Annotated in this window: 7 protein-coding genes; 2 read left to right on the top strand and 5 right to left on the bottom strand. The window is 63.6% G+C overall.

From position 1 onward, the window contains the following. Window positions 1–770 precede the first annotated feature (770 nt). Complete coding sequence (locus tag SH602x_RS18305; RefSeq protein WP_479473692.1) at window positions 771–3578, bottom strand: HYR domain-containing protein; 2808 nt, start codon at window positions 3576–3578, stop codon at window positions 771–773. 68 nt (window positions 3579–3646) lie between these two features. Next, the gene (locus SH602x_RS18300; RefSeq protein WP_479473691.1) at window positions 3647–6475 is read right to left on the bottom strand and encodes an HYR domain-containing protein; all 2829 of its coding nucleotides are present in this window, start codon (window positions 6473–6475) and stop codon (window positions 3647–3649) included. 404 nt (window positions 6476–6879) lie between these two features. On the opposite strand from SH602x_RS18300, the gene SH602x_RS18295 reads away from it, so the two are divergent. Further along, window positions 6880–7050 carry a transposase gene (locus tag SH602x_RS18295; RefSeq protein WP_479473690.1) on the top strand — a complete coding sequence of 57 codons (171 nt, stop codon included), beginning with the start codon at window positions 6880–6882 and terminating at the stop codon, window positions 7048–7050. Window positions 7051–7244: 194 nt separating this feature from the next. Here SH602x_RS18295 and SH602x_RS18290 read toward each other — a convergent pair whose 3' ends face one another. From SH602x_RS18290 to SH602x_RS18280, 3 genes are all read right to left on the bottom strand, one after another. Beyond that, a complete protein-coding gene (locus SH602x_RS18290) occupies window positions 7245–8390 on the bottom strand; it encodes a hypothetical protein (RefSeq protein WP_479473689.1) in 1146 nt (381 codons plus the stop codon). Between the two features lie 79 nt (window positions 8391–8469). Further along, on the bottom strand, window positions 8470–10158 hold the full coding sequence (locus SH602x_RS18285; protein ID WP_479473688.1) for a recombinase family protein: 1689 nt from the start codon (window positions 10156–10158) through the stop codon (window positions 8470–8472). A gap of 43 nt (window positions 10159–10201) precedes the next feature. Beyond that, a complete protein-coding gene (locus SH602x_RS18280; RefSeq protein WP_479473687.1) occupies window positions 10202–10573 on the bottom strand; it encodes a recombinase family protein in 372 nt (123 codons plus the stop codon). A 1005-nt stretch (window positions 10574–11578) separates the two neighbouring features. Between SH602x_RS18280 and SH602x_RS18275 the strand changes: the two genes are divergently transcribed. After that, entirely contained in the window at window positions 11579–15496 is a 3918-nt protein-coding gene (locus SH602x_RS18275) for a Type 1 glutamine amidotransferase-like domain-containing protein (protein ID WP_479473686.1), read from the top strand. The last annotated feature ends 177 nt before the right edge of the window (window positions 15497–15673 follow it).

Here is a 15673-nt window from a genome sequence, read left to right as displayed (position 1 = left end):
GCACCGAGTCTTCGCCCGTTCGCTGGCCATATCGAGACTTTCGCGCTGAGACCCGTGTAGTCGCTCCCTCGCATTTGGCATCGCCAGCTGCGCGAGGCCGGCGCTCGCTCGCTAATACGACGTCGGAGGTTTCTGCCGGGCTACGCTCCCGATCTCAATCCGGTCGAGGCCGTCTGGAGCGGTGCCAAGAACGTCGACTTGTTGAACTGCGTCGCCGACGAAGTGTTCGACCTTGGCGACGCGGCCGGCGAATCATTCTGCAATCAATACCGCGACCTCCGCATCCGATGCTCCAACTTCAAAACTGCCAAGCTGCCGATCGACTGACAGGGCTTTGAAATCGCGAGCGTCAGTAAACGGGACAAACACCTACGTGACGGTCGGGGGATCGTCTTGAAGCATTCCGTAGCAGATGGCGGCTGAGGCGAGCTTGCCCAGGCATCGATGGCGACGCCCAATTTATCGTAGCGGACCCGCATCCGTGTCAGAGGCCGGTGCCTCTGGTTCGTACCCGACTTGATCGGGGTGCGCTCCCGTCCCTCAAGGTCGCGAGCCCACTCCGAAAATTCGGCCTCGAACTCTCTCGCTCTCTGGTGAACAGGCAGAACGAACTAACTGCCCAGATCGCCGAAATTGGGGAGATGAAGGAGGAAAGAGGGAGACTTTGACAGGGGATTAACAGGCGGAAACGACTGCAGGCCAATTGAGTGCAAGAGAAGTCGGCGAGAGCGCTTTCGCGCGTCCGGCCTACAACATTCCAGGCCTGTCGATCACCGCTCGCTGAGGTCCGCCGCTGCGTAGGTCGTTCCGTAAGCAGCGTACCAGTATGCGGTGAGCAGGTTCTCATCGCCTGTTTCCGCGTAAGCGGTGACCAGCGACTGCGCCGCCGCTTGGCCGTACGTCCGCTGCAGGGCTCGTAGTTCGGCGTACGAGAGGAAGGCATCGTCCTCCGACTGACGCTCCTCCCACTGGACGAACTCGCCCGCCGCATCGCCGTAGGTGGAAGCCGCGTTCGCATAGGCGAGGCCTGAGAGAGCGGCGCCGTTCGACTTCTTCCCGGCGACGGCCTTCGATGTGTGCTTCGAAGCGGCGGCGAATGAACGGTTAGCCACGCTCCCTTGCGGACGAGGTTTGGCGTTCTTCAGCCTGACGACGATGCGGACCTTGTCGTTGTGCTTCAGGCCGCCCGGATCCGTCACGGTCAACGTGGCGACGGTCACGCCGACGGGAAAGTTTCCCGCCGGAGCGACCGTCAGCTTGCCGCCGAGCCTGGCGCCCGGCGCCGCCCAGAGGAACTTCAGCTTTTGCTGGTCAGGATCCGACGATCCGCTTCCGTCGAGCGAGACGCGAACACCTTTCTCCGACTTCGTCGTGACGATCACGTCCGTCCCTGCATTCGACGCAGGCTTACGATTCGCGACGCCGACGGCCACCGGCCACTCCGCGGAGTTGCCCGCGTCGTCCGCGGCCCGAAAGGTCACTCGCGTCCATCCGATCGGGAACCTCGCCGGCGCATCGCTCGTGATCCGCAGCCGCGAAATGTCCGTGACGTTGTCGAACGCCGTCGGTACGGGCGGCTTCGCGGTCGAGAAAATCTGCCCCGGATCGACGAAGAACTCGACGCTGGCCATGCCTTCGATCGTCGGAGCTTCGCGATCTTCCACGATCACCTTTTGCGCGGCCGAAGTTCGGTTGCCCGACGCGTCGGTCGCGGTCCACGTCACCTGCGTCCGTCCTACGGGATAGCTTTCGGGCGCGTCGTTCGTCAACGTGACCGCATGTCCGCCCGCATCCGACGCTTCCGGCGTCGGAAGGACGACGTCCGACGCGTAGTCGACGCCAAAATCGGCTGCGACGACGACGTCCTGCGCCACGACGAGGATCGGCGACGTGGAGTCTTGCAGCGTGACGGTCGTGCCGACAGCGATCGAACCTTTGCCGTCGCTGACGAACGCCTCGACGTCATGTACGCCGTGGGTATACGGAAAATCGAAACTCACCGTCGAACCCGACGGAACGTTCGCGTCGATTTCGCGGTTGTTGCCGTCCACGCGCCACGTCACGGTCAGCGGCTGGCCGTCTTCGTCAGCGACCACCGTCGACAGGACGACGTTATGCACGCCGTCGACGCACTCGACCGTCCGCGGCTCGATCGGCTGCGCCGTCGGGAGAACGTTCGGCAGAACGAAGATTCTGAACTTACGCGTCACGTTGCCCGGGAAGCTGTCCCGGAAAGTCATCGTGACCTCGTAGGTCTGTCCGTAAGAATTCACGGGCACGGTCCACTGTGCGGTTACCTTTAATGGCGAAGGACCGCTGGCGGAGTTCGTCGGCGAAAACGTCATCGCCGAAGGACCGCTTCGGCCGGTGAACCAGACCGTGCCGCCGTCGGGATCGGTCGCGATTACGTCGGCGGCGAAGGATTGGCCGGCCCTTACGTAGACGACCTCTCCTTCGTCGACGTCGCCCCCGATGGTCACGTAGTCGAGTTCCGGGCGGAGTTCGAGTCGGAAAGCTACCGGCGCGGTCCTGTCGTAACCCTGGCCCGTAAACCAGCGTCCGTTGGGCGAGCAACGACAGGTAAGCAGGCTCTTTGCGTACATGTCGATCTGATAGACGTCGGCCAGATAGTCGCGAAGCGAATGGGCGACGCCGTCCAGCCAGATGCAGGCTTCGCCCTCCGGGAAGACCTCGCTATCCGAAGTTCCGGCGATCGTGCGTCCGTCGTCAGAAACGGAATACGCGAAACTATCGCCCGCATAGTTTCCGATGGTCGGCAACTCGACCATGCCGCCGGCCGTCGTGTGGACGAACGCGCGTGTGAAGCCGCTGGGAGAGAACGAATCGCCGACGACGGTCATCCCGTCCGGAGTGATCGCCCGAGCGCAGCTCTCGCCCGCGGCGCCGCCGATCGTTCCCAGTCCGGCGATCGCCCCGCCGGTCCAGCGAAAAGCCTCATTCGTCCCGCCGACCGTCGCGCTTGATTTGCCGACGATAATGGCCCCGTCGGAAGAGACGGCGAACGCTTCGCTCGTACCGATTCCGCCGCCGATCGAACCGAGATCGGCCATGCCGCCGGAGCTGGTCCAGCGGAAGGCGCGCGGGACGTTACCCCACTTGTTCGTCCAACCGACGATGACGGCCTTGTCGGCGGAGATGCCGTTCGCTGCGCTCGGCGTCGTGTCCGAGCCGACGACCGGATCGAGAAACTCCGGATTCGCGTTCGGCGGCATCACCCATCGGCAGGCGCGGACGGCGCCGCGGTAGGCGACGAATCCGACGTCGGTGTCGCCGACGATCGCGCGGACGGTTCCTTCGGCATCCGGTACCGCGGCGTCGCCGGTGCGCATCTTCGCGAAAGTGCCGGCCAGTCCCACGGCATGCACGGCCTGATGCGGAATCGTTAAGGAGTATTGCGTTTCGCCGACGATGCTGCCGTTATCGCTGATCGCATGTCCGATCGAATAAGGCGGCTCCTCGCCGAACGAGAAGTAGTGGAGCTGGGCCTGCTGTGCCGACGCGGGCGATGCCGACGCGGCGGAGAGAAGCAGGAAGAAGATTCCTGAGAGACGTCGCATCGATTCAGACTTTCGACGATTCGAGAGAGGCGCTTTCGATTCAAGGGTCGCCAGACGCTTTTCCATCGTCAGGGCTCCCATAGATCGGCTTCGGCGAAGGCCGCTCCGGCCGCCGCCTGACGCGCGGCGGCGAGGAACTTGGCCTCGCCCGTTTCGACGAACGCCCGTCGAAGGAGCTGCACCGCTGCGGCGCCGTACAGCCGCTGACGATTTCGCAGCTCCGCATAATCGAGTTCGGCGTCGGCGACCGAACCTCCTTCGTTCCATCGAACGGCTTCGCCTGCGGCGACGCCGTAGGCGGCAGCCGTCGCGGCGTATCGACGCCCGAGTTCGCTGGCCCGATTCGCGACCCGCGAAGCTCCCTCGTCGGCGAGATTCGTCGACGCGGCGAACGACGCGTTCGCTTCTCGGCCTCGCGGTCGAGCCTTTCCGTTCTTCAGCTTCACGACGATCCGCACGTTGTCCGCGTGACTCGCGCCGCCTGCGTCCGTCACGGTCAACTTCGCGACGGTCGTACCGATCGGGAACACTCCCGACGGCTTCGCCGACTTCGCACCGGCGAGCGCGACGCCCGGGGCGGACCACCCGTACTTGAGCTTCTGAGCGTCGGCGTCGGACGAGCGGCTGCCGTCCAAGGCGACCCGCGTTCCCCGCTCGGAAGTCGCGACGATCGTGACGTCGGCGCCGGCGTTCGCTCGCGGCTTGCGATTGACGACGGTCACCTTCGTCCGCCAGCTGGCCTGGTTTCCTCCTCCGTCGAACGCCGTGAACGTCACCTGCGTGACGCCGATCGGAAACCGTTTGGGGGCGTCGCTCACGATGCGAATCGCCGTCTCGTCGTCGACGTTGTCGGAGACCGCCGGCTGCGGCGGAACGGCAGTGGAGAACGTTTTGCCCGGATCGACGAAGAAACGGGCGTTCGCGCTGCCGACGATCGCGGGAGCTTCGCGATCTTCGACGATCACCTTCTGCGTCGCCGTCGCGACGTTGCCGACTTCGTCGGTTGCGGTCCACGTGACGAGCGTCTCGCCCAACGGATAGATTGACGGCTCGTCGCTTTCGAGCGTGATCGCATGGCCGCTCGCGTCGGTCGCCTCGGGCGGAGTCAGCACGACGTTCGACGCGAAGTCCTCGCCCGCGTCGGTTCCGACGACCATGTCCTCTGCGATCACGACGATCGGGGCCGCCGAATCCTCCACCGTCACGCTCGTTCCCGCGGTGCGCGTCATCGTACCGTCGGAAACGCGGACCTCGACCGCGTACGAGCCGTGCGGATAGTCGAACTCGAACGCAACCTCGCTGCCGGCGACGACGCCGGTCTGGGTATGTTCGACGACTTCGTCGACCAGCCAGGCCACGGTCAACGGCGTCTTGTTCGGATCGTCGACGACCGTCGACAGCTTGACCGTATGCGCTCCGTCGACGCATTCGACCGTGCGAGGCTGTATCGCGTCGACGGTCGGAGCTTCGTTCTGCGGCACGATGACCGTGAAGGTGCGGCTGGCTTGAAAGCCCGATTCGTCGGTGAACGTCAGGGTCGTCGTATTCCGCTTGCCGAAATGGCTCTCGTCGGGCGAGAACTCGTATTCGACCGCCATCGTCGAGCCCCCCGTCGTACCGAGGGACGGCGTCACGATCGCGGTCGGCCACGAACCGGTCGCGGAGAGCGTCAGATTTTCGCCGTCCGGCTCGATCGCGACGAACGTGCGACGGAACGTCTGGCCAACTTTCACCTGAAACGGGGCGTTGTTGGGGACGTCGCTCTCGATCGTCGTCGGGTCGCCGTCGTCTCGCCGGGTGATGAGAAAGCCTAGGTCGGTGCCCTGCGACCTGCCGACGCCGGTGAAGCGTTTACCGTCGGGCGAGCAACGGCAGTCGAGAAGCTGCCATGCGTTCAGATTGAGGCCGTACTGAGCGGTGACGAAGTCCTTGAGCAGATGCGGTTGGCCTTCGATCCAGATGCACGCGACGGCTGTGGAATCGCGATCGGAATAGCCGAATCCGCTAAAGACCTGGCCCGCGATGATGCGACCGTCGCCCGAAACGGAGTAAGCAGCCCCATAGCCTGAGTGCCCCGCCGGCAACGGCAGCTCCTGCATGCCCTCAGCGTCCGTATAAACGAACGCCTGAGGGGAGCCGTAGGCGGTATTCGATTCGCCGACGACGACGGAACCGTCCGCCGATACGTCCCAGGCTAGACTTTCGCTTCTCGTTCCGCCGAGCGTCCCAAGTTCGACCATGCCTCCCGCCTCGGTCCAGCGAGACGCCTTGAACACGCCGGAGGGTCCTCGCGATTGACCGACGATGACCGACCCGTCCGGGGTAACAGCATACGCCCGGCTCGATCCGCCGCCGCCCGCCACGTCGCCGAGGTATTGGAAACCCGTTGCTTCCGTCCAGCGAAACGCCCGGTCGTCAGTGAGGGTAGCTTCCTTGTAGCCGACGATCGTTTCGCCGTCCGGAGTCACGTCCAAGGCCTCGCTGGCGAGACCGTCAGCCAGCGTCGCGTCGAGCGTCCGCATCCCCGTTTCGGCGGTCCAGCGATAGGCACGCGGAACGAGATAGTCCCAGGACCCGACGATGACGGCGCCGTCCGCGGAGACGCTGGACGCTCGCGATAGGCCGCGGCCGCGGCCCTCCTCGACGACGCCCAGGTCGCGAAGTCCGCCCGCGGCCGACCAGCGAATCGATCGCGCTTCGTAGGACAACGTCCAGGCCTCGCCCGCGACGAATCCTGAGTCGGTGACTGCAAATCCCTCGGTGTCGCCGAAGGGCACGTCGAAGGCGCCGAGGCTCTCGATTCGAGCTTGCTGACCCGACGCGCCGACGCCGAATGAAGCGGTGAGAAGCAGAGACAGCGCCGTGGCGACGGACCGCCTGCGCAGAGAATCAGGCATCGTAGAAAAGCCTCGACGTCGGAAACCGTGACCCGCGACCTGTTTCGACGCCGAAACCGATGCCGCCTCTCGAAACACTTGTACAGCGAAATCAGCCTAGTCCCGACAGGCCATCCACGCAATCAATATGGCGAATGCTACGCGCACGCTTTCTCGACGACCGCGGCAAACCCGGCAGAACCATCTTTTCACGATCCGCCGAAATAGACGCACCCCAGAACATCCCCTACGCGACGTCGGCCTCGACTTTCCGAAAGTCGGCGGCAAGCAAGGTCGCCCCAAGCAGCTTCCCGACGAAGTGATGGCCGACGCCGGGTACGACAGCGAGGCAACCCGCGGCCTGTTGCGGTTCCTCGGCATCGAGCCGAAGATCCGCAGGCGAAAGGAAGGGACACGGCAGCGATGTGGGACGCGTCCGCTGGGTCGTCGAGCGGACGATCGCGTGGGTCAAAGGTCTGCGACGGATGCGCGTCCGCTACAACAAGTCAGGCGTCGTCATCGACGCCTGGGCCAGCCTCGCAGCAGCCGCCATCTGCTTCGGAATGCTCCACGACGATCCACCGACCGTCAGGTAGTTGTTTGTCCGGCTTTTAGCGCTCAAACGCCAGACGGCGAGGCGTAATGCGCTCCGTGACTTTGCTCTTCAAGTCGATAGACTCTCTCGACTTCTCCCGGAGCATCTCCTCTTCTCCCGGAGCATCTCCTCCGGCACCCGCAGGGCATTTTCCGTCGCCGCCTGATAGCTAAAGGAAACGACAAGGGCGGCCGCTCATGACGAGCGGCCGCCGTCAGCGCGTGCAGCGTCGTCGGGCGTTGCTCGCGAAGCTCTGCCGTCACGGGTTCGTGCATCAGGCCGAGTTCTGCCTTGGACGGCGTATAGCCGATCCAGGGCATCCGTCACTGCCTTCTTCCCGCAGCCGGTCCGCTCCGAGATCTCCTTGATCTGGAGGCGCTCGTCATCGTAGAGGCGGAGGATCTCCGCTTCGAGTTCCTCGTTACCCTTCACGGCCACCTTCCGGCCGCGCGGTTTGCGGAGCCCCGGCCGCGGAGCTTCGCCACGTGCAAACGCCAGCGCCTTCTTCACGGTCGCGCTGCTCACGTCGAACTGCTTCGCCAAGGACGCCATCGACGGTTCCTTGCCGTTTACAGCGACAAAAGCGTCGACGAACTCCGCCACGCGCGTCGCGTTCTCGGCGGACCAGCAGGGTGTAGCCGCCTCTTCCCGAATGAACTCGTCCGTCCAGAAGAACTCGTCCGGCAGCCCGGCGAAGCGATCGGGATCAGCGGCCATGTCCGCAGCCGCCAGCAGTTCCGCGGCTCGAGGATCGAGACGATCCACGCTTAGCAGCGTGCGCCGACGCGCCTCTCTCTCCGCTCGGGCGGCGGCACGTTCGCGAAGCCCTTCGTCGCTCGAACCGTCACCGACCGACCGCAACAAGGGCACCGCCTCCGGCGTGGAGCCCAGCTTGCAGGTTCGCATCACGGCGCGACCATCGGGGTGAATGACGATGCGGTCAATGTGCTGCGAGAGCATCAGATTGCAGAGCGTCGGCGACTCTTCGGCCAGCGTTGCGGCCAGGCGGTCGAGATTGGATCGAACCGTCGCCTCGTTCACCAGCGTTCGCGCGACGTTCTGTCGAGCGACGCTGAGCCGAAGCTCTTCCTCGATGATCAGCTTGCGCTGCGAAGCCTCTGCGATCCGGCGATGCAGCGATTCCCGCACCGCATGGGGCAAGTCGATCGAGCCGAGCGAAATCTCCCAGCCTTTGATTCGGGCGTCCAGTGCGCCGAGCTCCTTAGTCAGCGCCGGACGACGATCGTCATCGACGTCGACGCTCTCGTCGAGCTTCGCCTGCACGAGTTCTCGCAGTTCATCGAACCACGGGTGCGTCGCGTTCCGGATTGCGTCCTGCATGCCCCGCCCTCCTTGCTCTAGGTCGTATCGAGAAAGCGGCGACGAACCGATCGCCGCCGCTTCGAACTTCGGAAATCGGTCACGTCGCCGACTGCGGGAAGAGCCGAGCGGTAATCGTTCCGATCACCTTCTCCCGGAGCCACTCCTCCGGCACCCGCACGACGTTCGTGCAGGCGCCGCTGCGAGACCTGCTGCAGAAGTAGGCGACGTACCGGCGCCCTACCCCGTTCTTATCCACGTAGACGCCGCCGGAATTGGCCGTCATGCGGCGTTCGCACTCGCTGCAATAGACCAATCCCGACAGGAAATACGTCAGGTTCATACCGGGCGCGATCGGCTGGGGAATGACTTCCCCGTCACCGATCTCGTCGGACCGCGTCCGCGAACGGCTGAAGCGGAGCGCCTTCACGCAGTCGAACACGGACTGCTCAACGATCGCCTCGCAGAAGTTGGGCACGCGGAGAACGTCTTCCTCCGGATTCGCCTGGATGACGCGGACTTCATTGACCATTCCGGTGCAGTTTTCGTCCCAGACAAGCGTTCCGACGTAGATCTCGTTCTTGAGCCGCTCGGCGATGGTGGTCGGGAGAAACGGCTTGCACCAGGCCGGAATCCGCTCGTCCGCGTCAAGGATCCGCGCGATGGCCGTCGGCCCCAGCGTCTGCGGCGGCGCCGCCAGGCGAAACATTTCGCGCACGATCCAGGCGGTCTCTGCGCAGGGCGACAGACCGTAATGCGGAATCTCCTTGTGCTTCCGCGTGTCCACCTCCTTGAGGACCAACTCGAAACCGAAAGGAACGGGGCTGCCCGGCCAGAAGCCGCGATGAATGGAGTCGCGCTTTCCGCGGCGGACGTCGTTCGCCTTGACGCGGTTGGCCTCGGTCGCGCGGACGTTCTCCACCATCGCATGCGCCTTCCCCTGCACTGTGGTCGGGTCGGCGAAGTCGGTGTCCGCCGACAGCAGAAGCACGCCATGCTGCTCGTCGAGGACGCGGCGAATCTCCGGCAGTTCTTCGGATCGCCCGAAGCGCTCGTAGGTGTCGACGAGGAGGAGGGTAGGCTGAATCGTCTTCGTCCTGATGTCGAAGAGCATCTGCTGGAACGCGGGACGATTGCGCGTGCTCTTGCCTGACTTGGCGTCGTCGCGATACGTCTTGATCTGCACCCAGGGACGACGCGTCCGGCTGATGACTCGGGCGATCGAATCGCTCTGCTGATCGCAGGATCGAGCGTTTTGCTTGTCGGAACTGACGCGATGGTATTCGACGTACTTATGCGGGAGGGTCGGATCGAACTTCCTGTTCAGCATGGGGTTCTCCTTGTCGCCGGCGGCGACGGATAGAAAGGGCGATGACGCTAGCGAAGTATTCGACGATTCGGCGTCGACGGAGCTCGTGGACACGATGCAGCAGCACGTCCAGCCGATCGCGAGGCCAATCGAGAGGAACGCGAGACTCGCCGTTCGCGACGAGCGTGGCGGCGGCGTCGAGATCGCCTGCGTATGGGTCGTTCGTGCTGTCATCATCGGGGCGGACAAAAGGTTCGACTTGAGAAACGAAGTCGTCGCTTGATGGCATGACGGCTCCTCGAAAGGATGCCGATGCCGGCTGCCTACGCGGCCCCGCCGCGGAAGCTCGAAAGCATCGGCGGGCGGAGACGATTGAAGCAAGGCAAACGGACAGCGCCTGCGTCGCAGGACGAGGGCCAGTCCGCTTGTTAATTGGCTCGTCGGATCCCCGTGGGCACCCGGCGGCATGAGCGCGTCCACGGCCCTTGCACGGGAACGCCGACGCTGAAATCTCAAGCGACCGCTACTCGATCGAACTCGCGAGGGGCGCGGCGCCGCTGTCGTCCAAGCTGCGGATCACGATTGCGTGCTTTTGCGCGAGCGTGCGGAGATGCAGCAATCGCGTCATGTCGCGACAGATCTCATCGAGAGCCTCGACGACGATGACGTCGACTGCCCCCGCGGCGATCAACCGCTGGGCCTTGTCGATCAAGTCTTCCCGGGCGTTCAGTCGCCGACTGCTGCCTGCGGACTCTTGGAGCAGAATGGTTTCGGCGTAAGCAGCCAGCGGTCCGCATCGCAGGCGAGCCTGCCGCGGACGGCGAGATCGCCCGATCACGATCGCGACGCGACGCTTCTCTGAAACCGTCGAGCGTCCGTTAGAGCTTTTGTGCATTGCCTCCTCCTGGCCTTGAAGCGAAGTTCAGCCTGGCTGCGTCGAATCGGGCGGCCTTACACGGGCCGCTCCGATTCTCAGTAAACGGGGCTGGTCTTGCCCTCCGACTCGCGCCGGCTGAGCAAGTCTTCGCAGAGAGAGGATGCGTCGACGAGAGGCAACTACGTCGCCAATTGGCCGCGAGATGCAATCGCGGCGAGCTGCAAGTTCGTCTCAGTGAGACGAACGATTTGTCATTAGCTGAGAATACGTGTCATCCAATGTCATCACATGTCAGATGCTAATGTCCGGCCGCTTCGGGATTTGCGACGTAACTGCCTGTCGGTGCTGCACTTGCGGAAAGGGGTCGATCGAATCCTGTCCTCTCCGCTTAAGTAGAATTTGAATCGTCGTAAGCGGCGTCTCGCACAGTAGTTGCGAGACGCCGCTTTTCGTTTGGTACAGCAGCCGCGCTCAGAACTGGGCCAGGAAGACCCCGGCCAAGGCCAATCGGACGCAGGTCCTTTCTCGAACAATTCCGCGACTTGCGGTTGGACACGTACGCGCCGTGAGTTCGTCGTGCTTGCTGGTCGGAATGCCCGAGGATCGATCCGGTGCGTCCGCTCGACCGCAGTCCATAGCGACGGCAAGCCTCGCGGCGGCTGATCTCGCCGGTCAAAAACTTGCCGGCGGACCTTCTTCCGAAGCTACATGTCGGCGCTCAATCCTTGGCCTTCCATCGAATCGGGGCAGGATCGGGGCTAACGCCCAATCCTGCCTCTCAGCTGAAATGCACGCTTGCTCGCTGTCGTTTTCGATCGGCCGCCAACCTCTCCCGAGCCGCCGTTTTCGACCGCCGTCAACACTTTGTTCTCTTTCGATTGCGAGCATCGAGGCGAAGATCGACCGCATGCTGGCAGACTACAATTCAAACCCACCGCACGGCGTATTTGACGCCCCTTCCCCCGCCTCGCGCTTCCGCTTCCTCGCGTCGGCTGAATAGCGTCGACTTCGAAAGGACCGTCCATGGCGAAGCTGTTCCCCTGGATGCGCAGTACGGCTCTGCTTTGCCTGTCGCTCGTCTCGGCGACGACCCGCGCGCACGAGGACGACGAGGCGATCAAAGGCGATGATCTGACGGCCGGCCATTCGCAGCATGGCGAGGCCTTCAACGAAGGACCGCGACAAGCCGCCTATCTGATGGGCGGAACCGGACCGATTCGCTTCGACGTCTCCAGCGCCGTGCCTGGAGTCCAGGACTTCGTCGAGCAGGGGATCGGGCAGTTACATGGCTTCTGGTACTTCGAGGCCGAACGTTCGTTTCGCCAGGCGGCCATGCTCGATCCCGAGTGCGCCATTTGCTACTGGGGGATGGCGATGGCGAATGCGGAGAACGGCAAGCGAGCGAAGGAGTTTCTGAAAGAGGCCCTGGAACGTCGCGGCGACGCGTCTGAACGCGAAGCGATGTACATCGACGCGCTGAACGACTTCGTCAACGGCGAAGGCGACAAGAAAGCGAAGGCCGAACGCCAGATCGCCGCGTTTCAGGCGTTGGTTCAACGCTATCCCGACGATCTCGAGGCCAAGGCTTGGCTCGGCTACGCGATGTACAAGCATCGCGAGGACGCGGGCAAGAAGCACGAGGAAGTCGACGCGGCGCTCCAGGAGGTTCTGGCGATCGAGCCGTCCCATCCGGTGCACCACTACGTCATTCACCTGTGGGATACCGAGGATGCGAAGCGAGCCCTCGGTTCAGCCGCAGCCGCCGGCGACAGCGCTCCTGCGATCGCCCATATGTGGCACATGCCAGGACATATCTACTCGCGGCTGAAGCGTTACGAGGACGCCGTCTGGCAGCAGGAAGCCTCCGCACGTACTGACCACGCTCACATGATGCGCGACCGCGTCATGCCTGACGAGATCCATAACTTCGCGCACAACAACGAGTGGCTGATCCGCAATCTGATCCACGTCGGGCGGTGGCGAGACGCGATCGATCTGGCGAAGAACATGATCGAACTGCCTCGTCATCCGAAGTTCAACACGATCGATCGCCGCAAGAGCGCTCACTTCGGCCGCGCCCGACTGTTCGAGGTCCTCAAACGATACGAACGTTGGTCCGACCTCGTCTCGCTGACGGACAGCGCTTTCCTGGAGCCGACGGACGACGCGGTCGAACAAGTCCGCCGTCTGGAGGATCGCGGCATCGCCTTCGCTCATCTGCATCGAACGGATCAGGTCGACGCAATCCTGGCTGACTTGCACTCGCGGTTAATCGCTGAAAAGGCGAAGGCGAAGGAGTCGGCCGACAAGCACGAAGCGGCGGTCGCCGAGGCGAAGAAAGAGGACAAAAAGCCGCCCAGGAAGCCGAAGCGTTCGGGCGAAGATCCGGTCGAGCGCCTGAAAAAAGCGATGGCCGCTGTCGAAGGCCATCTGCTCGTCGAATACGGCGACTATTACGAGGCCTTGCCGCTACTGAAAGAGGCGGGCGAGGACGCCTCGACGACCGCGCGCGTGCGACTGCTGGCCGGCGATAAAGACGCGGCTCTCGTAGCGATCGACGAAGAAGTCAAGAATCGCGAGAACGAGGTTCTAGCTCTCGCGGCGCAGATTGAAATCCTCTGGGCGGTCGAAGAGAAGGAACGGGCGAAAGCGGCGTTCGAGAAGCTGCGCAGTCTCTCCGGTTCGATTCAGTTCGGCGCCGCGCCGTTCGACCGTCTGACCGCCGTGGCAGAGGAACTCGGCTTCCCGTCAGATTGGCGCCTCTCGTATTCGCCTCCGGAAGACTTCGGCGAGCGTCCGGAGCTCGACGCCATCGGGCCCTTCCGCTGGTCGCCGAGCCCGGCGGCGGAATGGATTTCGAAAGACCACGCCGGTAACGAGGTCTCCCTCGCCCAATATCGGGGGTCACCGGTTCTCGTGATCTTTTACCTCGGCCAGGGTTGCCTTCACTGCACCGAACAATTGAAGGCGTTCGCTCCCAGGGTAAACGAGTTCGAAGAGATCGGTATTTCGTTGGTCGGTATCAGCACCGATAGCGACGAGGACCTGAAACTGTCGATCGACAACTACGAGGGGGGAATGCCCTTTCCCCTGTTGTCGAATGCGCAGCTCGACGTATTCAAGGCGTACCGGGCGTTCGACGACTTCGAACAGACGCCCCTACACGGCACGTTCCTGATCGACGGCGAAGGTCAGGTGGTCTGGCGCGACGTCGGCTACGAGCCGTTCATGGACGTCGACTTCGCCCTCAAGGAATCAAGGCGGCTCCTCGAACAGGATCGACCGCTGCCGGAAGGGCTCGCGGTCGTCGACTTACCCGATCCGTCGAAGTGGAGGGCCGATCGCGTAGCCAGGTTGCCGCGAATCGATCCCGTCGGCATCGGCGGTTCGCTCGTGATGTCCGGTCGCGAGGTATCCGATGCCGCGATCGAGACTTTTATCGGCCTCGCTCAGGGCAAGGCGGCTCGGGCAGTGGTGCTGACGCTCGATGACGACGAATCGACGAAGGCGACCTCCGCGCGATTGCTTGCGGAGTGGAGCAAGAGCGACCTCGCGGAACTGCGCGTCATTCGAATGAATTCCGACGACGCGATCTCGAACGCCGACTGGCCGAAGCTTCTGGACGAAGCTACCGCCGTCTGGGTCGCAGGCTCGAACCGCGACCGCTTCGTCAAGTTGACGCAACAGTCGCAGGCGCGCGAGAGTCTCGCGAAGTTCGTCGCGAACGGGAACGTTGTCGGAGCGGCCGGCGACGGCGCCATGCTGTTGGCCGAGAAGGCGTTCGCTGCGGACGGATCGAAGGATCTGGCAGACGACGCCCTGGCGATCCTGCCGGAATCGATCGTCGACCTGCTCGCGTCCGATAGCGAGTCTTCCTCGCGCATCGAGAGCGTTCTCAGACAACGACCCTACTGTATCGGCTACGAGTTGGACGCCGGAGCGACGATGGTCGTCAGCGGTCGCCTCATTCGAACGGTCGGCGAAGGAGCGCTTCGCGTCAGCCGTTTCGCGGGACGAGACGAATCGCTCGTCGAGATGTCGCTGACGTCGGAGAGCGACGCGGTCGACTTCGTGGCGCTTCGCCGCGCTGCGCGCGACGGAATGGAGAACTATCCGAAGGAATCGAAGCCTGCCGTCACGAAAGTGGCCGGCGGCACGTTGATACTGATCGGCGGCGGCGGAATGCCCGAGGGGATCATGCAATGCTTCGTCGATCTGGCCGGAGGCAACGAGGCGAACATCGTCGTATTGCCCACGGCGATGCCCGATCCGATTCCCGAGCAAGACGGCATCGCCGACGAGCTATCGAAACTCGGCGCGAAGACGGTGACGGTTCTGCCGGAACGCACTTTGGACAAGGTGGAAAGCGAGGAGTATCTAGCCGCGCTTAAGAATGCCACCGGCATCTGGTTCGGCGGTGGCCGGCAATGGCGCTTCGTCGACGCTTATCTCGACACGAAGGCCCAGGAACTGATGCACGAATTGCTCGCCCGCGGCGGCGTGATCATGGGCAGTTCCGCCGGGGCGTCGATTCAGGCGGAGTTTCTCGCCCGCGGCAATCCGCTGGGAAACCTGGACGTCATGGCGGACGGTTACCAGCGAGGGTTGGGCTTCTTGCCGGGAGCGGCGGTCGATCAACACTTCAGCGAGCGGAACCGTCGGCAGGACATGCTGGACCTCGTCGAGCGATACCCTGCGTGGTTGGGCATCGGCCTGGACGAAGCGACGGCCATCATCGTTCACGAAGAAATCGCCGAAGTGGTCGGTCGCTCCCACGCGTTCTTTTTCGCCGCTGCGGAAGAGCCGAACGGCGAGATCGTCGTGACTGAACTCGCCGACGGCGGTAGGTACGATCTGACGCGCCGCGTTCCCGTGCGTGCCACGGAACCTTCCTCCGCGGATTTGGCGTGCCCTCCTGCGGCGAATGCGACCGTCGAGTAGTTTTTCGACGATTCAGCGGCGTCCGGAGCGGGTTCGAAACGTCGGAGCATCGTGCCTGAACTCGGCGCCGAAGACCGCCGAAGCGTCGGTCGATGCGACGAACCTGCCGAGCGACAGGCTCAACTGTCGCATCGGCATTTTCGGATGTTGTCGGGATATCGCTTCCGAACCCGTATT

The organism is Lignipirellula cremea (assembly GCF_056501455.1).
The sequence above is the reverse complement of the archived record's forward strand: the minus strand, read 5'-3'. Positions and strand labels throughout refer to the sequence as shown.